The sequence below is a fragment of the Pseudomonas sp. ASL3 genome, assembly GCF_056680425.1.
In genome coordinates this window covers 2,309,673-2,330,380 of record NZ_CM155281.1, presented here as the reverse complement: position 1 = coordinate 2,330,380, position 20,708 = coordinate 2,309,673, and the positions used below count along the sequence as shown (strand labels likewise).

Sequence of the window (20,708 nt, the reverse complement as noted above, 5' to 3'; positions counted from 1 at the left end):
TTAGGTCTAAGTCTGCTTAGACTCGGTCTTTCAGGCCAAGTCGTTTAACCGAATATGCGCGTTTCTCATCGTGGGAGTTGTAATAAACGTCTTGCGTCGTAGCGAGACTGCTGTGCCGCATATCGGTCTGCAAGTCCTTAGCGTCACGGAATGGCGCATCGAAGGTGGCCGCGGTATGACGTAGCCAATGGGTCGACGCCGAGCGCAGGTTATCGACGTCAAGATCATCCCATTTCTCCTCAATCATTCGACCGAGCGAACGATCGAAAACGCTCTGCATCAGTGCTCGCACGTGACGATCAGACAGGCCAGCTCGACCTCCGAGCGAGGTGAGAACGGGGGTGGTTTCGCCAGGTGCGGGAAGGGATGGCAATTTCAAATGCATTCGATACCGCATCAAGTATTGTTGAACGTATTCATCTCGAACGCTGATCTTGGCCGACTTGTTACCTTTCCCTACGACATGAAACCACCAGTTCCCGTGGGCGTCCTTGCGGAAATCACCCATGCAAGGCTTCCAGTTGGGACGTCCCACCAGGTCAGACACCCTCAGGTACATCGAGAACAGCGTTGCAGTGATAAACAGGGTGCGTTCATGACGCTCTGGTTCTTCACTGGCCATCATCTCTGCCGTTTCGAGGACATAGTCCCATTGCAACGGAGTAAGGGCTTTGCTGGTTGGCTCGGCGACCGGTCGCTGCCGATAGCGCGATTTTTGCCGAATAGCTCGTAACGGATTGAGGACGCTCAGACCTTCCGCAATGGTGAATTCATAGAAGCTGCTGCAGCAGGAAAAAGTCTGAGCAATCGATCCCTGCGACATGCCATAGGTAGGCATTGGTGGTTTGAGGCCGGCTTCATCGGCTGTCTTACGATGACGTTTGGGCACAGAGACGCAAAACGGTCGCCAGTTAGGATTCACTGAGTCGCACGAGGGTACCCGAGGTTGATCGGTCGCTAGCTTGAATCTACCCCGAACGACCGGCCCAATCCAGGAACGTGGTGGATTCAAACAAAATTCCATATAGGCTTCGGCATCGGCCCGCTGCAGCTCCAGAACCGGCCGCTCTCGAACGATCAAGCTCCATAGCAAAAGGCGCTCCACGTGTGTCCTGTAGGAGTTGAAGGTGGCTTCGTTTCCCGAATACGACCTGAGGAAAGCCCGTGCCGCTTGATAACCGTCGTAAGCCTGCAAGCCAGGGGCGAAGCATGCCAGATATTCGCGCACGATGACGCGCTCTTCACTGAGGCTGCTGAAGTCGAGTGCTAGAAAATTAGGGTAGGTGTCGAACAGGGGTTGCGGTTTGATTTCCATGAAAGGCCTGCTCGTTATCGAATCAGCTTAAATATGGTGAATCTAAGACTTCCGATTTTGGGAGTTATCGGAAGTCCGAGGGGTGACAGCCTTCGCGGCCAATGCGATTGAAGGCGTCTACCGTGCTAGATTTCGCATCTATATAAGGAAGCAAAGATGCAAACCGAGAGTCTTAGTTTGTTCATTTTTTTTGATCAAGGGGTCTGTCTCAGCTAAAGCTTCGAAGAAGCTTTATAGAAGGCGGCGATCCTGTCAAGCACTTTTGCGGCACTTCCCGCAACTCTTACACCACCTGGCCTATGCAACTAGCGGTTTAGGCTTATATTGAATTCGGCCTTACACAAAGCCCGGGATCTCGCACACTATCATCTATAAATGAAATGTCGCCCACCAGGCATTGATCTAGCTGAAAGCCCCGTGCCAGAAGGCTTTCACGGAATGGACGGACATATATACGTTGTCGTCGACTTGATGGGATCTTTCATTTATCAATGAGACTTTAGGGCGAAAGTCTCATAGTTAACAGAAAAAAGCAGCCGCGGGGCCTAGATTATCTAGCACCTCGCGTCGCCACTCTCGTTTTTAAATGACATTGAAGAATGCGTTTACTCTCATGTTCAAAAGACGCAAGAATTGTATCTATCACAAACTCCTCAGAACCCTTGGCTTACAGGGGGACTATGCAATCCATGTGAAATCGAACGGACGAGTCTCCTTGTAGGTACTCTCATCGATAGCTGCAAAGGCATGGAAAAGTCTCATCTATAATTGATGGAATGGGCTGCAGGGCTTGACCAGATTGGGTTCTTCCGCCGGAGTGCTCCTGATGTTTCGATGGAAGCTTCAGAGGGATCTCTCATATTCAAGAAACTAAGCTTTTTGTCGAGCAAGGCTAACGCGCTGGTCGGAGGTAAATATGCTCTGACTCTCGCGTTGGGATGACATTTGACCGGAGCCGCGCACCGAATCAGGGCAAGGTGAACCGTCAGATTTAGTGAAAGCGCCGTAAACGCCTGATTTTGCTGCTCTCATATATTACTGACATTTGCTCTCAGAATTTAAGGGCAGTCACACGATTCCTGTCAGCAAGTGACGCCGTGAGAGAACCTAGAGGTTCGCATAATATCTAGACGTTATGGTAGTTTACCGGCGTAATCGACGAATTTAGCACCGGGATAATCGCGAAGCCCCGGTGCTGAATTTAGCCATAGCGTCCATTATGCGAAGCTATTTACAGAGAGGAATTTTGATGCAGGATATTCAGATTTTTTTACTTCGGCTGTTTCAGCTGGGCATGTTGGCTTGGATAATAATCTTCATGACCGTTGGGCTTATTCATTTGTCCCTGTCGATAATCCCCTCTGTGCCGTAACGCGAACAGCCTTTTCATACTGTCCAACCGCTTTTGCTTCGTGCGCGGTGTTCCTGGGTAACTCGGTCCCGTGACACCTAGCAACATCGTAGGTCAGGTCCCGGCAGGTCCAATTTTTTAGCGCCGTTTCACAGGCCTTTCATGCACTTTCTAACGTCATCGTCGATAACGTTTCCGGGTTTTATGCAGTCCTTGAGGCTTTTTTCATCCTGCATTTCCTCGAATTCTGCCTTTGCCCGGTTACTACACTGCTTGTTCATTGCCTTTCCCAGTGGTGTCCTGTCGCCCTTGTAGGACTCGCACACGCTTGCATTTGCCGTTCTCTGTATCTGCATGGCAAGTGGCATTGCTATCGGGTCTGCAGCCCACACCTGCGCGCTTGTAGTCACCATCAAAACTGCCCACATCCATTTCATAGATCTTCCTTGGTTTTTGGAGCGAAGGCGGAGAGGTTTTTGATTCAGACCGGCGCAGCCGGGTCCACTATCTCTAATGGTGGACTCTTGTCTCATGGTGAGAATTTTGGCGTGGTTTCTCGCCTCAGGCTTTCGGTTCTAGCGTCAATGCCCCATCGCTGCCGACTTCAACGTAAACCACTGATTTTTCTATCAAAAAGTGCGCTAGTTCGCTGTCTTTAATCGGTTGGGCACCCTGTTTTATCAGTAACTTGTTGATATCTATACATTTTTTACGCAAAAGCTCTTGTTCTGCGTTTGACAGCCTCAGTGTTGCTGGCATGGTGCCACTACCTATCATCAGAAAACCTCCAAAAGTGTACGTGCATGCATGTGACTTGTGTTGACGTATGCATGCGCGCACGTATACATTCCGCATCAATGTGATTTGCATGCATGCATGCAATGGGATGTGGAAGCCAGCCATGCTCGACAAGATCCATATGTTTATCCCGTTTCGCTCGGATGCGATCACTATCGTAGGTGACGTTGATCGTCACTATTCCTTGACTGTAGACCTTGCCACGCTCGGCATACCAATGCGGGCAACGTCCGTTTTTTCGGACGGGCAGGGCGGTTACGTAGTGGAAGATCTGAGTCACGCTTGGGAGTCTTTGCCCACCAGTTTTACCCCCATGGCAGTTAAGGTTTTTCATCAATCCCTGGGTAAACGTATGACGCCCGGCGTTGAACTGAAAGCCAGCCCCGCGAAGTTGCTTCAAGGCCATAATGTTTTTGGCCCTACGTCTATTCGGTTGGGTGCTGAGGTTATGCTCAAGTGGCTGGCCGGTTCTTACCCGGAGTTGTTTCAAAAACTGGATATTCCCAATATCCAAGTTTATTGCTTGGACTGCACTTATTCGTCGAGGGTTCCTGATGAGCGTACAGCGCTTCAACTTATGCAGGCTTTACGTGGCGTTAGTAATGGCCAAACTCGAAATCGAGGTGACGATTACGAGACCACTGCCTATTGGGGCAGCAAAGAAACTCGTCTTCGTAAGCTGAAGGCTTACCTTAAGAGTCCTGAGTTTCGCAATGAGCTTGAAAAAACCCTCAAGGCGGCGAGGGGAGGCAACCTTTCTGCAAAGCGTGTTCTGACTGTTTTACAGAATCCTGAACTACAAACGTGGGCCGAAAACCTAGTTCGTCTTGAAGCGACTGTTATGCATCGGTGGCTTGATCGTAAAGGCATACCTTCAACCCTTATCGAGTTATGTGAATATCAAGAGCAATTAGAGTCTCAAGGCACTTGTTTTATACAATGGTGCTGGCAACAGGTTACAAAAGAATTGTTTGCGGCCTTTGAAGGTATCTCCATGAGAGTAATTAATGATGACAAAGTGCTGGCCGCACTTAAAGCGCGCTTTACCAAATTTGGTAAGGAGGGCAAAGCCAACGAAACTATTCCTCTTAACCTGTTCCGTACTTATCGTAGTTTGAAAGATTATGGTTGGCAGGAAACCATGGACTCAATGGCGAGGCCGACTTTTTATCGGCATGTTTCACAAATTTGTGAGTGTGGTTTAAGCAAAGCAGCGTTGCAGAAACTAAAAGTCGATGACCATAAAAATAACGTGGTCCCAATCCTACGTTTCCTGCAAGTCGACTTCAGCATGCAACGACCAACTTGGTACGTTGAGCCACGATTGGAAGCTGCATGATGAACAAGTCTTCTCACCAGATTTTGCGCTGGACTCTCGAAGGGATCATTCGCGATGCAATGTCACATAATTGTTCAGATAGCCTGTCTGAGCTTACAGATCGGGCTGTTATTGCATGCGTTAATTCAGAATCGCAAGAGCAACAAAATTCTCGCCAAGTTAAAAGGCAATTCCTGACCTTCAGGCGAAATCCTGACGCAATTCCCCCTGTATGGGCGTTTCGACAACCCGGTAATAACCCTAAATTAAACCCTGTGAGGTAATTATGTCTCTTTTGCTTGTTGGTCTTTGCCATGGCTTCCATACTGACACACGTACTGTTGGTCAGAACTCGTTTACTGAAAATCTGATCCTGCTGGAAGTTCAAGATATAAATCAGTTCGGCATTACTGAAAACAAAACAGTTAAGGTTAAGCTGTCGAAGAAGAATATGGAGCAGGGGCTCAATAACCTGTGGCGTGACCTTAAAGGTAGTCCCGTTTCTGTTCCCGTATTTGTTGCAGCGTGGGCCTCGAAAGCAGGTAATGCTGGATTTGACTTTTACTTGTCTGGTGATGGCCGTCCAGTTCCACTTCAGCTCAAGTCAGAAAAGGCTGCTTAAGTCATGTTGCTGATCGATCGCGTGGTTTGTGACTTTTGTTACTGCGTAGTTGGTCAGCTGTTTTGCATGAACGCAATTCGGCCGAATGCAATTGATGATATGGGTGTTCCTCCCTTTTTCTGCGTTTGTCCTGATTGCTACGACTCTTCCGAAATTGTTATCGGAGACGAATAAGTGTCTACCCAGTCTGTTTTAACCTGTTCTCAGTTCACGCAAACTTCTGACGGGGTGACAACGTGTGCTGCGCAAGGTTGGATAGACACCTATGTAGTAACACCTGACGAACAGGCTCAACTTGATCTTGTTATTCACGGTGGCTTTGACAGCAGTTCTTTTTCACTGTTCTTTGGTGCAACGCTGCTGATGTTTGCAACTGGTTTTGCCGTCGGCATTATCATTTCTCAATTGCGGAAAATCCGCAGGGGTTAACATGAAACAAGCAATCTTGAAATTCCGTGCTGTTCCGTCGTCTCGTCGCGTCTTCGTTGGTTTGACGGGTGCTGCTGCCGTCCTGGCTGCTGGCAGTTCCTTTGCTGATGACATGTCTGCTGGTGCCATTACCGCGATCACCTCTGCTCAAACGCAGGGTACGGCTGTCGGTGGCACTGTGGTGGCCTGTGTGGCTGCTCTCTGCGTTGTAGGTGTGATCATCTCCCTCGTCCGAAAGGTCTGACACGGCGTGATCTGGTCTGCGTTGGCCGGCATCATCATGGCCAGCGCACTGGTTTCAGGAATCCGGTGCGCTGAGTATCTCTGACACCCAGCCCCCGGAAACGGGGGTTTTTTATGCGTGCCGTTTTACTTGTTCTTCTCTTATTTGTTAGTTCGGCATCATTCGCCACAGATTTTTATTGGACTGCGGGTTCTGATGTTCAATACAGCTCTGCCAGTGCGGCGTGTGCTGGGCTTGCTGCTGCTTATTCAGTTCCAGATGCTGTTATAAATGTTAGTTTTTCTTCTGTTAGTTCTGCTAATTGTCTGATCAGTACGACTGATAATGCGTGGCAAACCGTATCCGGCGCACTGACTCGTTCCGGTGATTCCTGTGCGTCGGGGTCCACTTATAACACCTCAACTGGTGCGTGCGTTTTTCCTGTTGCTGCTGTTGGTTCGCTTTGTGATGATCAAACTGGTGCAGCTCCGAAAAACCCTATGATTCATTCGTTATCAGGCACTTGTGAGCCTTATCTCTCATCAGAACCTACCGCGGCCTGTAGCTATCTTGCCTCTGTCAGTTCAGGTGGAACAATGAAAGTCAGAGGCACTATTGATGCTTCTGGCAACGGTGTGGCTCCGGCCAGAGTGAGTATTGGCGGTATATGTGAAGGCACGGTGGGTTCGGCGGATTGTGTGGTGGCGGCGGCAAAATGCACCAAAGGGCTGTGTACCGGTCCCTCCAGCTCTAGCTGTACGGTTTCCTACACCTTTGATGGTCGGCCTGTGGTGCCTATACCTCCTGATAATGGTCTAGCCGGTAAGGATCAGGTGTGTTTACCAGGTGTTGACTGCAACCTGCCTGAGCCTCAGACGGTTAACGATGACCAACCGTGCACTAAAGTGACCGATGCAGAAGGGCGTCAAGGTTGTTCCAGCTTTGATTACACCGCTACAGACGGTACGGTTAATTGTGGATCGTTTAATGGGAAATTTGGTTGTAGCGGTAAACTACCTTCTTCTAATGGCATTGAGATAGTGTCCAATACAGTGACTCAGGCCAATATTGACGGTACTAGTACAGCCACTACGACCGATACAGCGACTCAGTCCATCTGCAATGGTGTCGGTACTGGTAGTTGCACCTCCAGTGTGACGAACTCTCAAAGCACCACGGTTATAAACTCTGCAGGTAAGGCTACAGGCACCACCACGACGTGTTCCGGCAACTTGTGTGCGAGTGCTTCTAATCCCGGTACGACCGGCACGGGTCTCGGTGATTGCACAAAAAACTGTACACCTCCTACGTCTACCCCTGCGACAAATGATCTTGTGGCCCCAGCGGCTGGAAGTTTTGACGGTGAGGATGATAAATGGCAAGCAAAGATTGATCAGGCGAAAGTCGATTTTAAAACGGGACTTGATAAGTTATCGGGTCTCTTTAAGCCGATTTCAAATATTAACCTTGGAGGAGGAGGGCAGTTGTATTGTCCAGAACCTGTTTCAGTATTGGGTCAAAGTATTAGTTTTTGCCTTGATAAATATGCGGTTTCTCTATCGTGGATTTCTGATGTAATTTTGCTGGTTTGCACAGTCTCTGCGTTGTTCATAATCTTTTTATAGGTGATCTATGGATCTTTCGTTTATTGCTCATTGGTTTTCCAACGTTGATATGTTTTTTCAAGCCGCGTGGACATTTATATCTAGTGGCATTTATGATTTTGTTAAGTCAGTTCTTGAATTACTCACTAAAGCGTTAATTTACTCGTTTTTTGAGTTTAAGATTTATATGCTCGATATTGCTTTCACCGTTGTGCAGGAGATCATGCAGGAAACCGGTGTTACACAATTGGTGACGTCAGCGTGGTCATCGATTCCGGCCAATATTCAGTCAACCTTGGCGTTTTTCAACATCCCTCAGGGGCTGACTCTTATATTTTCCGCAATACCGACTCGCTGGGCAATGAAGTTTATTCCGGGGCTTGGTTAATCATGGCTATCAAAATTCACCATGGCCCGAATGGGTCTTATAAGACGTCCGGTGCTGTGTGGGACGATGCTGTCCCTGCGGCCAAGGCTGGGCGGCTGATTATTACCAACGTACGAGGTATGAGCAGTGAGAAGTTCCACGCTTTATTTCCTGATTTGCCTGATACTTTTGACGTTATGTATATCAACCACGAGCTCCAGGACGGCATGGACCGGATTAGAACTTGGTTTCAATGGGCTCCAAGAGACGCCTTTCTAATCTTTGACGAAGCACAAACACTGTTTCCTAAAAAATGGAGCAACAAGGACCTCGATCAGTACGATTTCCCAGGTGGTATGGATGCCGCAAAAGCCGCTGACAAACCGATGAACTTTCTGGATGGTTGGACGCGTCACCGCCACTGGAACTGGGATGTCATCCTCACCACACCCAATATCAAATATGTCCACCCGGAGATTCGTGACACCTCTGAAGCAGCGTACCAGCACTCCAATTTGAAGTTATTGGGTGCGGTACTCAAGTTCGTGACTCAGAAGGATTACAAAGAAGCGATGCATCTTGCATCCGAAAATAGGGCACCTACCGATGGATCAAACATCGTTGCACTCCGAAAAATTGATAAGCGAGTCTTCAAACTCTACGACTCCACAGCCACCGGCGCCCATCGCGACACCATGGCGGGCAAAAACGCCTTCACGTCGCCTCGGGTTCTTCTACTCGTCGGTGTTTTGGTTGGTGTTATCAGCTACGTGCTTTCGTCTAGTGGTCTTGACGGTATTCTGCATCCGTTGGCTAGCAAAGCTCGCCCTGCATCTGTTGAAGCTGTTAAAAGTCCTGTTTCTCAAGGTACTAAGCAAGATTCTGACGTGGTTGCTGGTCGCGTTCCTGCTAAGCAAGCTGTGCCGGTTTCTAGCGATGTAGTCCATCACGATCCATTTGCTTTGCACGAGATCACGATCAAGGGCAGCATTTGGAACGAGGAAAAAGGCGTGTTCTATGTGTTTAGCCTGTCAAAGGATCAACACAGTTTCACCATGCTCAGCAAAGACATATTGGCCGCTGGTTATCAAATTCATGCACGCGGATCCTGTGCTGCAGAACTGACCTATAACGGCGAAACTCGTACCGTTGCTTGTTTGGGCTCTATGACCACTGGCGGCGGTGAGGAGCGGCTCGGTTCAGAGCGACGAACCACCGCCGGTGGTTCGTCATCTTCTTCCTCTCAGGGACTTCAAGTCGCCGATCGGGGAAGACCAGGTGCACAGGAATCCAATCGTGGCTCTATGTTCACGACTGTTCCTGACTCTGGTAGAACCGTGCGCATGGTGAAATAGGTATAACTAAACTAAACAGTCATTTAGTTGAGTTAGACGATTAAGTGCTGAAAAGCAGCCTACACATCCCCCACAAGAGAAACCCATGGGTTCGCATAATATCTAGACGTTATGGTAGTTTACCGGCGTAATCGACGAATTTAGCACCGGGATAATCGCGAAGCCCCGGTGCTGAATTTAGCCATAGCGTCCATTATGCGAAGCTATTTACAGAGAGGAATTTTGATGCAGGATATTCAGATTTTTTTACTTCGGCTGTTTCAGCTGGGCATGTTGGCTTGGATAATAATCTTCATGACCGTTGGGCTTATTCATTTGTCCCTGTCGATAATCCCCTCTGTGCCGTAACGCGAACAGCCTTTTCATACTGTCCAACCGCTTTTGCTTCGTGCGCGGTGTTCCTGGGTAACTCGGTCCCGTGACACCTAGCAACATCGTAGGTCAGGTCCCGGCAGGTCCAATTTTTTAGCGCCGTTTCACAGGCCTTTCATGCACTTTCTAACGTCATCGTCGATAACGTTTCCGGGTTTTATGCAGTCCTTGAGGCTTTTTTCATCCTGCATTTCCTCGAATTCTGCCTTTGCCCGGTTACTACACTGCTTGTTCATTGCCTTTCCCAGTGGTGTCCTGTCGCCCTTGTAGGACTCGCACACGCTTGCATTTGCCGTTCTCTGTATCTGCATGGCAAGTGGCATTGCTATCGGGTCTGCAGCCCACACCTGCGCGCTTGTAGTCACCATCAAAACTGCCCACATCCATTTCATAGATCTTCCTTGGTTTTTGGAGCGAAGGCGGAGAGGTTTTTGATTCAGACCGGCGCAGCCGGGTCCACTATCTCTAATGGTGGACTCTTGTCTCATGGTGAGAATTTTGGCGTGGTTTCTCGCCTCAGGCTTTCGGTTCTAGCGTCAATGCCCCATCGCTGCCGACTTCAACGTAAACCACTGATTTTTCTATCAAAAAGTGCGCTAGTTCGCTGTCTTTAATCGGTTGGGCACCCTGTTTTATCAGTAACTTGTTGATATCTATACATTTTTTACGCAAAAGCTCTTGTTCTGCGTTTGACAGCCTCAGTGTTGCTGGCATGGTGCCACTACCTATCATCAGAAAACCTCCAAAAGTGTACGTGCATGCATGTGACTTGTGTTGACGTATGCATGCGCGCACGTATACATTCCGCATCAATGTGATTTGCATGCATGCATGCAATGGGATGTGGAAGCCAGCCATGCTCGACAAGATCCATATGTTTATCCCGTTTCGCTCGGATGCGATCACTATCGTAGGTGACGTTGATCGTCACTATTCCTTGACTGTAGACCTTGCCACGCTCGGCATACCAATGCGGGCAACGTCCGTTTTTTCGGACGGGCAGGGCGGTTACGTAGTGGAAGATCTGAGTCACGCTTGGGAGTCTTTGCCCACCAGTTTTACCCCCATGGCAGTTAAGGTTTTTCATCAATCCCTGGGTAAACGTATGACGCCCGGCGTTGAACTGAAAGCCAGCCCCGCGAAGTTGCTTCAAGGCCATAATGTTTTTGGCCCTACGTCTATTCGGTTGGGTGCTGAGGTTATGCTCAAGTGGCTGGCCGGTTCTTACCCGGAGTTGTTTCAAAAACTGGATATTCCCAATATCCAAGTTTATTGCTTGGACTGCACTTATTCGTCGAGGGTTCCTGATGAGCGTACAGCGCTTCAACTTATGCAGGCTTTACGTGGCGTTAGTAATGGCCAAACTCGAAATCGAGGTGACGATTACGAGACCACTGCCTATTGGGGCAGCAAAGAAACTCGTCTTCGTAAGCTGAAGGCTTACCTTAAGAGTCCTGAGTTTCGCAATGAGCTTGAAAAAACCCTCAAGGCGGCGAGGGGAGGCAACCTTTCTGCAAAGCGTGTTCTGACTGTTTTACAGAATCCTGAACTACAAACGTGGGCCGAAAACCTAGTTCGTCTTGAAGCGACTGTTATGCATCGGTGGCTTGATCGTAAAGGCATACCTTCAACCCTTATCGAGTTATGTGAATATCAAGAGCAATTAGAGTCTCAAGGCACTTGTTTTATACAATGGTGCTGGCAACAGGTTACAAAAGAATTGTTTGCGGCCTTTGAAGGTATCTCCATGAGAGTAATTAATGATGACAAAGTGCTGGCCGCACTTAAAGCGCGCTTTACCAAATTTGGTAAGGAGGGCAAAGCCAACGAAACTATTCCTCTTAACCTGTTCCGTACTTATCGTAGTTTGAAAGATTATGGTTGGCAGGAAACCATGGACTCAATGGCGAGGCCGACTTTTTATCGGCATGTTTCACAAATTTGTGAGTGTGGTTTAAGCAAAGCAGCGTTGCAGAAACTAAAAGTCGATGACCATAAAAATAACGTGGTCCCAATCCTACGTTTCCTGCAAGTCGACTTCAGCATGCAACGACCAACTTGGTACGTTGAGCCACGATTGGAAGCTGCATGATGAACAAGTCTTCTCACCAGATTTTGCGCTGGACTCTCGAAGGGATCATTCGCGATGCAATGTCACATAATTGTTCAGATAGCCTGTCTGAGCTTACAGATCGGGCTGTTATTGCATGCGTTAATTCAGAATCGCAAGAGCAACAAAATTCTCGCCAAGTTAAAAGGCAATTCCTGACCTTCAGGCGAAATCCTGACGCAATTCCCCCTGTATGGGCGTTTCGACAACCCGGTAATAACCCTAAATTAAACCCTGTGAGGTAATTATGTCTCTTTTGCTTGTTGGTCTTTGCCATGGCTTCCATACTGACACACGTACTGTTGGTCAGAACTCGTTTACTGAAAATCTGATCCTGCTGGAAGTTCAAGATATAAATCAGTTCGGCATTACTGAAAACAAAACAGTTAAGGTTAAGCTGTCGAAGAAGAATATGGAGCAGGGGCTCAATAACCTGTGGCGTGACCTTAAAGGTAGTCCCGTTTCTGTTCCCGTATTTGTTGCAGCGTGGGCCTCGAAAGCAGGTAATGCTGGATTTGACTTTTACTTGTCTGGTGATGGCCGTCCAGTTCCACTTCAGCTCAAGTCAGAAAAGGCTGCTTAAGTCATGTTGCTGATCGATCGCGTGGTTTGTGACTTTTGTTACTGCGTAGTTGGTCAGCTGTTTTGCATGAACGCAATTCGGCCGAATGCAATTGATGATATGGGTGTTCCTCCCTTTTTCTGCGTTTGTCCTGATTGCTACGACTCTTCCGAAATTGTTATCGGAGACGAATAAGTGTCTACCCAGTCTGTTTTAACCTGTTCTCAGTTCACGCAAACTTCTGACGGGGTGACAACGTGTGCTGCGCAAGGTTGGATAGACACCTATGTAGTAACACCTGACGAACAGGCTCAACTTGATCTTGTTATTCACGGTGGCTTTGACAGCAGTTCTTTTTCACTGTTCTTTGGTGCAACGCTGCTGATGTTTGCAACTGGTTTTGCCGTCGGCATTATCATTTCTCAATTGCGGAAAATCCGCAGGGGTTAACATGAAACAAGCAATCTTGAAATTCCGTGCTGTTCCGTCGTCTCGTCGCGTCTTCGTTGGTTTGACGGGTGCTGCTGCCGTCCTGGCTGCTGGCAGTTCCTTTGCTGATGACATGTCTGCTGGTGCCATTACCGCGATCACCTCTGCTCAAACGCAGGGTACGGCTGTCGGTGGCACTGTGGTGGCCTGTGTGGCTGCTCTCTGCGTTGTAGGTGTGATCATCTCCCTCGTCCGAAAGGTCTGACACGGCGTGATCTGGTCTGCGTTGGCCGGCATCATCATGGCCAGCGCACTGGTTTCAGGAATCCGGTGCGCTGAGTATCTCTGACACCCAGCCCCCGGAAACGGGGGTTTTTTATGCGTGCCGTTTTACTTGTTCTTCTCTTATTTGTTAGTTCGGCATCATTCGCCACAGATTTTTATTGGACTGCGGGTTCTGATGTTCAATACAGCTCTGCCAGTGCGGCGTGTGCTGGGCTTGCTGCTGCTTATTCAGTTCCAGATGCTGTTATAAATGTTAGTTTTTCTTCTGTTAGTTCTGCTAATTGTCTGATCAGTACGACTGATAATGCGTGGCAAACCGTATCCGGCGCACTGACTCGTTCCGGTGATTCCTGTGCGTCGGGGTCCACTTATAACACCTCAACTGGTGCGTGCGTTTTTCCTGTTGCTGCTGTTGGTTCGCTTTGTGATGATCAAACTGGTGCAGCTCCGAAAAACCCTATGATTCATTCGTTATCAGGCACTTGTGAGCCTTATCTCTCATCAGAACCTACCGCGGCCTGTAGCTATCTTGCCTCTGTCAGTTCAGGTGGAACAATGAAAGTCAGAGGCACTATTGATGCTTCTGGCAACGGTGTGGCTCCGGCCAGAGTGAGTATTGGCGGTATATGTGAAGGCACGGTGGGTTCGGCGGATTGTGTGGTGGCGGCGGCAAAATGCACCAAAGGGCTGTGTACCGGTCCCTCCAGCTCTAGCTGTACGGTTTCCTACACCTTTGATGGTCGGCCTGTGGTGCCTATACCTCCTGATAATGGTCTAGCCGGTAAGGATCAGGTGTGTTTACCAGGTGTTGACTGCAACCTGCCTGAGCCTCAGACGGTTAACGATGACCAACCGTGCACTAAAGTGACCGATGCAGAAGGGCGTCAAGGTTGTTCCAGCTTTGATTACACCGCTACAGACGGTACGGTTAATTGTGGATCGTTTAATGGGAAATTTGGTTGTAGCGGTAAACTACCTTCTTCTAATGGCATTGAGATAGTGTCCAATACAGTGACTCAGGCCAATATTGACGGTACTAGTACAGCCACTACGACCGATACAGCGACTCAGTCCATCTGCAATGGTGTCGGTACTGGTAGTTGCACCTCCAGTGTGACGAACTCTCAAAGCACCACGGTTATAAACTCTGCAGGTAAGGCTACAGGCACCACCACGACGTGTTCCGGCAACTTGTGTGCGAGTGCTTCTAATCCCGGTACGACCGGCACGGGTCTCGGTGATTGCACAAAAAACTGTACACCTCCTACGTCTACCCCTGCGACAAATGATCTTGTGGCCCCAGCGGCTGGAAGTTTTGACGGTGAGGATGATAAATGGCAAGCAAAGATTGATCAGGCGAAAGTCGATTTTAAAACGGGACTTGATAAGTTATCGGGTCTCTTTAAGCCGATTTCAAATATTAACCTTGGAGGAGGAGGGCAGTTGTATTGTCCAGAACCTGTTTCAGTATTGGGTCAAAGTATTAGTTTTTGCCTTGATAAATATGCGGTTTCTCTATCGTGGATTTCTGATGTAATTTTGCTGGTTTGCACAGTCTCTGCGTTGTTCATAATCTTTTTATAGGTGATCTATGGATCTTTCGTTTATTGCTCATTGGTTTTCCAACGTTGATATGTTTTTTCAAGCCGCGTGGACATTTATATCTAGTGGCATTTATGATTTTGTTAAGTCAGTTCTTGAATTACTCACTAAAGCGTTAATTTACTCGTTTTTTGAGTTTAAGATTTATATGCTCGATATTGCTTTCACCGTTGTGCAGGAGATCATGCAGGAAACCGGTGTTACACAATTGGTGACGTCAGCGTGGTCATCGATTCCGGCCAATATTCAGTCAACCTTGGCGTTTTTCAACATCCCTCAGGGGCTGACTCTTATATTTTCCGCAATACCGACTCGCTGGGCAATGAAGTTTATTCCGGGGCTTGGTTAATCATGGCTATCAAAATTCACCATGGCCCGAATGGGTCTTATAAGACGTCCGGTGCTGTGTGGGACGATGCTGTCCCTGCGGCCAAGGCTGGGCGGCTGATTATTACCAACGTACGAGGTATGAGCAGTGAGAAGTTCCACGCTTTATTTCCTGATTTGCCTGATACTTTTGACGTTATGTATATCAACCACGAGCTCCAGGACGGCATGGACCGGATTAGAACTTGGTTTCAATGGGCTCCAAGAGACGCCTTTCTAATCTTTGACGAAGCACAAACACTGTTTCCTAAAAAATGGAGCAACAAGGACCTCGATCAGTACGATTTCCCAGGTGGTATGGATGCCGCAAAAGCCGCTGACAAACCGATGAACTTTCTGGATGGTTGGACGCGTCACCGCCACTGGAACTGGGATGTCATCCTCACCACACCCAATATCAAATATGTCCACCCGGAGATTCGTGACACCTCTGAAGCAGCGTACCAGCACTCCAATTTGAAGTTATTGGGTGCGGTACTCAAGTTCGTGACTCAGAAGGATTACAAAGAAGCGATGCATCTTGCATCCGAAAATAGGGCACCTACCGATGGATCAAACATCGTTGCACTCCGAAAAATTGATAAGCGAGTCTTCAAACTCTACGACTCCACAGCCACCGGCGCCCATCGCGACACCATGGCGGGCAAAAACGCCTTCACGTCGCCTCGGGTTCTTCTACTCGTCGGTGTTTTGGTTGGTGTTATCAGCTACGTGCTTTCGTCTAGTGGTCTTGACGGTATTCTGCATCCGTTGGCTAGCAAAGCTCGCCCTGCATCTGTTGAAGCTGTTAAAAGTCCTGTTTCTCAAGGTACTAAGCAAGATTCTGACGTGGTTGCTGGTCGCGTTCCTGCTAAGCAAGCTGTGCCGGTTTCTAGCGATGTAGTCCATCACGATCCATTTGCTTTGCACGAGATCACGATCAAGGGCAGCATTTGGAACGAGGAAAAAGGCGTGTTCTATGTGTTTAGCCTGTCAAAGGATCAACACAGTTTCACCATGCTCAGCAAAGACATATTGGCCGCTGGTTATCAAATTCATGCACGCGGATCCTGTGCTGCAGAACTGACCTATAACGGCGAAACTCGTACCGTTGCTTGTTTGGGCTCTATGACCACTGGCGGCGGTGAGGAGCGGCTCGGTTCAGAGCGACGAACCACCGCCGGTGGTTCGTCATCTTCTTCCTCTCAGGGACTTCAAGTCGCCGATCGGGGAAGACCAGGTGCACAGGAATCCAATCGTGGCTCTATGTTCACGACTGTTCCTGACTCTGGTAGAACCGTGCGCATGGTGAAATAGGTATAACTAAACTAAACAGTCATTTAGTTGAGTTAGACGATTAAGTGCTGAAAAGCAGCCTACACATCCCCCACAAGAGAAACCCATGGGTTCGCATAATGTATATTATGTTAAATTGCGTATAAGCATATTGGACGGTTTCTTGTCACCATCCCTTAGAAGCTGGACTCCCTGCCGTAATGACCAGACTCCCTTCTAATACAAGAGACTACGTCATTGTTCGCATCCTCTGACTTAACTCTTCGCCTGCGCCTCAGCGACCGGCTTTGCTTTAATGACCGGACTGAATTCTGGCTAAGACCAAGCTGAATTCAGTCTTCGAGTTCGGACACTACGGATTATGCGCCCCTTGCTAAGCGTGTCCACACCACGGCGATGAAGCGAAATTCGTTGCTGGCCAATTTGCAGAAGCCTTGGGTTTGCGCCTATCTTCATTTCACGCGCTGCGAGATGCGAACGCTACGGCCAGCCTTAAAAGATCGGCTGTCGGAAGCTCTGCTTCGCTGAGCTCGGTATTCTGTATAGACCGTTTCTGTCGGCTGCATTTCTCCTGCCGTATTAATGGAGCGCTGCCTCATCTGGCGTAGACGATGTTGCAGCCGATTTACCGCGCCCTGTTGATGCGTGACGGCTCATTAATATGGAGCCTGAAGGCAAGATCTGAACATGGAGTAAGCATAGATGGCTGAGTATCCGATGCCGTTTCCGCTGTTTCCGCCCTACAAGGAACTGCATGGTCATGAGTATTCGGAAGCGCCTATTAATGACGCTACGCGTGCGCGCCTTGCTCAGATTGACCAATCCCTGGAACCCCTTGCCGCATGGCGCGCTGGTATCGCTTATCTCATCAAGGACAGCGGATCGTTGGGTTATACGGATGCACGTTACGGCAAAGCCGCGCGTAACCTTGAGTGCATGCTCCATTGGAGCTGGACTGTGGAGCGGATTAACGTCTTCGCCTGGGATGAGTCCGTTGCCCTACGTTACTTCAGATTCATCCAATTGCCGCCGGCGGATTGGAATACTCCACAGCCGTATCCTCGGTACGGTGACCGAGGAAATCGGTCGTTTGCGAAACGAAGTATCTGCCCAGATTGGCGTCCATTTCATCGAAAATTTGAAGGTGATCTTGCGCTACCACTTTCAAGGCGTAGCTTGTCCATCGCGATAGCTCTCGCCACAGATTTCTTTTCATTTTGTGCGACGTCAAATGGGGCTGCATCAAATGGTTCTGTATCAAACGTGGAAGATTCGGAAATTCGACGCCCGGGAAGCCTGACGGCCAGAGACGATGTCTCAGGCACAACGAAAAATCCCTTGGCGATGCTTGATCGGATGCAGTTCATGGATGTGTCCAAAAAACGGGTACAGCCCTCCATCCCAATCGAACACGTTGAGTGGCTGCTATCCGAAGTCACTTGGATTGCTGATCGTAACAACGAGCGCAAGTATGAGTTAGCTCTGTTTCTAATGGCTATCGCAATGTTCAGTACCGTCCCTATGGCTTCATTGGGATGGAACTTGTGGGGGGCAGCAACTGCGGACAATTTTATCCCCCATGGTTCGCTGAGGCTGCAATTTGAAGATTCAACTGGAGCTCGCTACCCGATGAATGGTAACCGCTCCATTAACCCCACATCCAACGCCGACAGCTTAGGCTGGAGCGAGAACTGTGTTCCAGCATCATCAGCCGAGCCATCCACCGTACCGAGATTTGCTACTCATGACTTAGCTAGTAGCCAGTGGACTGCCAGTATGCGTCCGGGCATCACGCCTTGCGTAATTAGACCGGCTGCCACTTATGCGGCAGCAACTCGTCAATCTCACTCGCCCGCTGCGTCGGCAGTCGCGTGAGAACGTCCTTCAGATAGGCATACGGATCATGGCCATTCAGCCGCGCAGACTGGATCAAGCTCATGATCGCTGCCGCCCGCTTGCCGCTGCGTAACGACCCTGCGAAGAGCCAATTCTTGCGTCCAAGAGCCCATGGTCGGATCTGGTTCTCGGCCCAATTGTTGTCTATGGGTACGGCCCCGTCATCGAGGTAGCGCGACAGAGCTGCCCAGCGTTTCAGGCTGTAATCCAGTGCTCTGCTGATAGCTGAACCTTCGGGCACGAGATCGCGCTGGGCGATCATCCAGGCATGCAGTGCATCCATCACAGGCACAGCCTTTTCTTGCCGTATTCGACGGCGTAAATCCGGTTCCAGGTCGCGGACTTCACTTTCGATTTCGTAAAGCAACTGGATGTAGCGCAGGGCTTGCTCGGCGAGCATGCTCTTGTTGGTGGCATGCAGTTCGAAGAACTTGCGCCGCGCATGGGCCATGCAGCCGATCTCGGTCACACCGAGTTCGAAGCTGGCCTTGTAACCACCAAAATCATCGCAGACCAGCTTGCCCTTCCAGCCTTGCAGGAAGTTGCGAGCATGCTCACCGGCGCGGCTGGGGCTGAAGTCGTAAACGACTGCCGCTGTTTCGCAGAATTGGCTGGTGGCGTAGGCCCAGACATAAGAGCGATGGGTTTTCTTTGAGCCCGGAGCGAGCATCTGAACCGGTGTTTCATCGGCGTGGATGACCAGCTGCCCGAGCACTACGTCGCGCAGCGCATCGACCAGAGGCTGCAACTGCACGCCAGTAACGCCAACCCATTGAGCCAAGGTTGAACGCGGAATTGCCAAGCCAGCCCGACCGAAAATCGATTCCTGGCGGTAAAGAGGCAGATGGTCAGCAAACTTGGCGATCATGACATGGGCCAGCAACCCGGCGGTCGGGATGCCCTTGTCGATGACCTGCGCCGGAACGGGGGCCTGGATCAGCGTTTCGCAGTCATCGCACACCCACTTGCCACGGACATGGCGTTCAACGGTAAACACGCCGGGCGTGTAGTCCAGCTTCTCGCTGACGTCTTCACCGATGCGTTTCAGTGCGCAGCCACATGGGCAGTGAGTATTGTCGGGCTCGTGATGGATCAACGTGCGTGGAAACTCTGCCGGCAACGCAGTGCGCTTAGGTTTTTGCTTTTTTTCGGTCGCCGCTGGCACTGCTTGCAAGGCCTGAAGCTCTGCTTCAATCGCCGCGATATCGGTATCGATCAAGTCATCGAGCAAGCTGGCCTGCTGCGGATTCAACTGCTCGCTGCGCTTGGCAAACTTCAAGCGCTTGAGTTGTGCGATCTCGTGGGTCAGCTTCTCGATCACCGTTTGGTCGCGGTTGATCTTCTTGCCCATAGTGTCGACCTGCGACAGCAACTGCGCTGCCAAGGCACGCAGTTGGTCGGGAGACATTTGGTCGAGATTGGGCGAAGAAGTCATGCTGCGGATTTTGCCAGAGCGGGCAATTCACAGCGATAGACCGATAGGCTAATGGTGGCCTTTAAAGCAGTGTGATCGCGCTGCCGGAACCCACGCGTTGCCATGGCAGGCCCAGCACCAAGGCTTGAAGTTGCTCGGCATCCAACTCCATCTCAGAGCCATGGCGAATGCCTGGCCAGTGAAACTTGCCTTGGTTCAACCGGCGAGCAGCCAGCCAGATTCCGAAGCCGTCATGCACCAGCACTTTCATGCGAGTGGCGCGGCGATTGGCGAACAGATAAGCACAGTGCGGCTTCGCCGCACCAAACACCGCGATCACTCTGGCCAGCGCAGTCTCGGTACCCGCTCGCATATCCATCGGTTCGGTGGCGAGCCAGATGGCATCGATGCGGATCACAGGGCAAGCCCCCGGATGAAGCGGGCGCACCCTTCGGGATCGCAAGTTGGCCATTTCACTGTGAGCGTTTGCTGACCGAGCGGTAATTCAATGATCGCCGACGCTTCGGTCTTTCGTTTTGGTTCGACTTTCAAAGCAATGAAGGCTGGCAGCGCGACTGCCTGTTGATCACGATAAAGCGGTATCCACCGGCGAACGACATTGGCGTTGATACCGTGCCTCATCGCAATAGCCGCCACGGAAACACCGGGTTGTTCGCACTCTTGGACGACTTGGGTTTTGAAGGATTTCGGGTAGGACTTACGTTGGCGCATGGCGATCCTGGCGTTAAGGGTAATTGCGTCCGCTTAAAAATACGCGGACACAATCGCCCTTATCGGCCGGGCTCGGAAGGTGTGTTCGCCGGCCCCTTACGACTGCCAGGCACATGTGGCACATAAATAGTCCACTTCCTATTTAGCTGGCACAAGAATGCCAAGCCCAGCTATTTCAGTGGCACAAGAATAGAGACACGGCCTATTTAGGTGACAGAAAAATAGAAAATCGGCCCATTTCTATGCCACATAAATACAGAAT

Annotated in this window: 23 protein-coding genes; 15 read left to right on the top strand and 8 right to left on the bottom strand. The window is 49.8% G+C overall.

Going from position 1 to position 20,708, the window contains the following annotated elements; genetic code table 11:
* Positions 1–16: 16 nt before the first annotated feature.
* The 3 genes from AC1MEE_RS10730 to AC1MEE_RS10720 form a co-directional block, all read right to left on the bottom strand.
* Positions 17–1,315, bottom strand: a complete 1,299-nt coding sequence (locus AC1MEE_RS10730) for a tyrosine-type recombinase/integrase (protein ID WP_480415287.1) — start codon at positions 1,313–1,315, stop codon at positions 17–19.
* 1,500 nt (positions 1,316–2,815) lie between these two features.
* Positions 2,816–3,103, bottom strand: a complete 288-nt coding sequence (locus tag AC1MEE_RS10725) for a hypothetical protein (protein ID WP_480415286.1) — start codon at positions 3,101–3,103, stop codon at positions 2,816–2,818.
* A 124-nt stretch (positions 3,104–3,227) separates the two neighbouring features.
* The gene (locus AC1MEE_RS10720) at positions 3,228–3,425 is read right to left on the bottom strand and encodes a hypothetical protein (RefSeq protein WP_480415285.1); all 198 of its coding nucleotides are present in this window, start codon (positions 3,423–3,425) and stop codon (positions 3,228–3,230) included.
* A gap of 142 nt (positions 3,426–3,567) precedes the next feature.
* Here AC1MEE_RS10720 and AC1MEE_RS10715 point away from each other — a divergent pair, with 142 nt between their 5' ends.
* The 7 genes from AC1MEE_RS10715 (at position 3,568) to AC1MEE_RS10685 (ending at position 9,382) form a co-directional block, all read left to right on the top strand.
* A complete protein-coding gene (locus AC1MEE_RS10715) occupies positions 3,568–4,803 on the top strand; it encodes a phage/plasmid replication protein, II/X family (protein ID WP_480415283.1) in 1,236 nt (411 codons plus the stop codon).
* Between the two features lie 265 nt (positions 4,804–5,068).
* Positions 5,069–5,404: a DNA-binding protein gene (locus tag AC1MEE_RS10710; protein WP_480415282.1), complete on the top strand. Its 336-nt coding sequence runs from the start codon at positions 5,069–5,071 to the stop codon at positions 5,402–5,404.
* 174 nt (positions 5,405–5,578) lie between these two features.
* Positions 5,579–5,833 (top strand): hypothetical protein, encoded by a 255-nt coding sequence (locus AC1MEE_RS10705; RefSeq protein WP_480415281.1) that lies wholly within the window; start codon positions 5,579–5,581, stop codon positions 5,831–5,833.
* Position 5,834: 1 nt separating this feature from the next.
* A complete protein-coding gene (locus AC1MEE_RS10700) occupies positions 5,835–6,077 on the top strand; it encodes a hypothetical protein (RefSeq protein ID WP_480415280.1) in 243 nt (80 codons plus the stop codon).
* 113 nt (positions 6,078–6,190) lie between these two features.
* Positions 6,191–7,681: a hypothetical protein gene (locus AC1MEE_RS10695; RefSeq protein ID WP_480415279.1), complete on the top strand. Its 1,491-nt coding sequence runs from the start codon at positions 6,191–6,193 to the stop codon at positions 7,679–7,681.
* Positions 7,682–7,688: 7 nt separating this feature from the next.
* Positions 7,689–8,048: a DUF2523 family protein gene (locus AC1MEE_RS10690; protein WP_480415278.1), complete on the top strand. Its 360-nt coding sequence runs from the start codon at positions 7,689–7,691 to the stop codon at positions 8,046–8,048.
* Between the two features lie 2 nt (positions 8,049–8,050).
* Complete coding sequence (locus AC1MEE_RS10685) at positions 8,051–9,382, top strand: zonular occludens toxin domain-containing protein (protein WP_480415277.1); 1,332 nt, start codon at positions 8,051–8,053, stop codon at positions 9,380–9,382.
* Positions 9,383–9,858: 476 nt separating this feature from the next.
* Here the strand turns inward: AC1MEE_RS10685 and AC1MEE_RS10680 are convergent, their stop codons facing one another.
* Both AC1MEE_RS10680 and AC1MEE_RS10675 read right to left on the bottom strand, forming a co-directional pair.
* Positions 9,859–10,146, bottom strand: a complete 288-nt coding sequence (locus AC1MEE_RS10680) for a hypothetical protein (RefSeq protein WP_480415286.1) — start codon at positions 10,144–10,146, stop codon at positions 9,859–9,861.
* 124 nt (positions 10,147–10,270) lie between these two features.
* A complete protein-coding gene (locus AC1MEE_RS10675) occupies positions 10,271–10,468 on the bottom strand; it encodes a hypothetical protein (RefSeq protein WP_480415285.1) in 198 nt (65 codons plus the stop codon).
* Positions 10,469–10,610: 142 nt separating this feature from the next.
* Here AC1MEE_RS10675 and AC1MEE_RS10670 point away from each other — a divergent pair, with 142 nt between their 5' ends.
* From AC1MEE_RS10670 to AC1MEE_RS10635, 8 genes are all read left to right on the top strand, one after another.
* Positions 10,611–11,846, top strand: a complete 1,236-nt coding sequence (locus tag AC1MEE_RS10670) for a phage/plasmid replication protein, II/X family (RefSeq protein ID WP_480415283.1) — start codon at positions 10,611–10,613, stop codon at positions 11,844–11,846.
* Positions 11,847–12,111: 265 nt separating this feature from the next.
* Positions 12,112–12,447: a DNA-binding protein gene (locus AC1MEE_RS10665; RefSeq protein WP_480415282.1), complete on the top strand. Its 336-nt coding sequence runs from the start codon at positions 12,112–12,114 to the stop codon at positions 12,445–12,447.
* Between the two features lie 174 nt (positions 12,448–12,621).
* Positions 12,622–12,876 (top strand): hypothetical protein, encoded by a 255-nt coding sequence (locus AC1MEE_RS10660; protein ID WP_480415281.1) that lies wholly within the window; start codon positions 12,622–12,624, stop codon positions 12,874–12,876.
* A 1-nt stretch (position 12,877) separates the two neighbouring features.
* Positions 12,878–13,120 (top strand): hypothetical protein, encoded by a 243-nt coding sequence (locus tag AC1MEE_RS10655; protein ID WP_480415280.1) that lies wholly within the window; start codon positions 12,878–12,880, stop codon positions 13,118–13,120.
* A 113-nt stretch (positions 13,121–13,233) separates the two neighbouring features.
* On the top strand, positions 13,234–14,724 hold the full coding sequence (locus AC1MEE_RS10650) for a hypothetical protein (protein WP_480415279.1): 1,491 nt from the start codon (positions 13,234–13,236) through the stop codon (positions 14,722–14,724).
* 7 nt (positions 14,725–14,731) lie between these two features.
* The gene (locus AC1MEE_RS10645) at positions 14,732–15,091 is read left to right on the top strand and encodes a DUF2523 family protein (RefSeq protein WP_480415278.1); all 360 of its coding nucleotides are present in this window, start codon (positions 14,732–14,734) and stop codon (positions 15,089–15,091) included.
* A gap of 2 nt (positions 15,092–15,093) precedes the next feature.
* On the top strand, positions 15,094–16,425 hold the full coding sequence (locus AC1MEE_RS10640) for a zonular occludens toxin domain-containing protein (protein ID WP_480415277.1): 1,332 nt from the start codon (positions 15,094–15,096) through the stop codon (positions 16,423–16,425).
* A gap of 681 nt (positions 16,426–17,106) precedes the next feature.
* A complete protein-coding gene (locus tag AC1MEE_RS10635) occupies positions 17,107–18,279 on the top strand; it encodes a hypothetical protein (protein ID WP_480415276.1) in 1,173 nt (390 codons plus the stop codon).
* Here AC1MEE_RS10635 and tnpC read toward each other — a convergent pair.
* The 3 genes from tnpC to tnpA all read right to left on the bottom strand — a co-directional run bounded on the left by tnpC (position 18,209) and on the right by tnpA (position 20,446).
* Positions 18,209–19,735, bottom strand: coding sequence for an IS66 family transposase (tnpC, locus tag AC1MEE_RS10630; RefSeq protein WP_480411501.1), 1,527 nt, complete (start codon positions 19,733–19,735; stop codon positions 18,209–18,211). The two genes, AC1MEE_RS10635 and tnpC, sit on opposite strands and share 71 nt — an antisense overlap.
* Positions 19,736–19,796: 61 nt before the next feature.
* The gene (gene tnpB, locus AC1MEE_RS10625; RefSeq protein ID WP_480411502.1) at positions 19,797–20,132 is read right to left on the bottom strand and encodes an IS66 family insertion sequence element accessory protein TnpB; all 336 of its coding nucleotides are present in this window, start codon (positions 20,130–20,132) and stop codon (positions 19,797–19,799) included.
* The gene (gene tnpA, locus AC1MEE_RS10620; protein ID WP_480411503.1) at positions 20,129–20,446 is read right to left on the bottom strand and encodes an IS66-like element accessory protein TnpA; all 318 of its coding nucleotides are present in this window, start codon (positions 20,444–20,446) and stop codon (positions 20,129–20,131) included. Before tnpA ends, tnpB begins: the two co-directional genes overlap by 4 nt.
* Between the last annotated feature and the right edge of the window lie 262 nt (positions 20,447–20,708).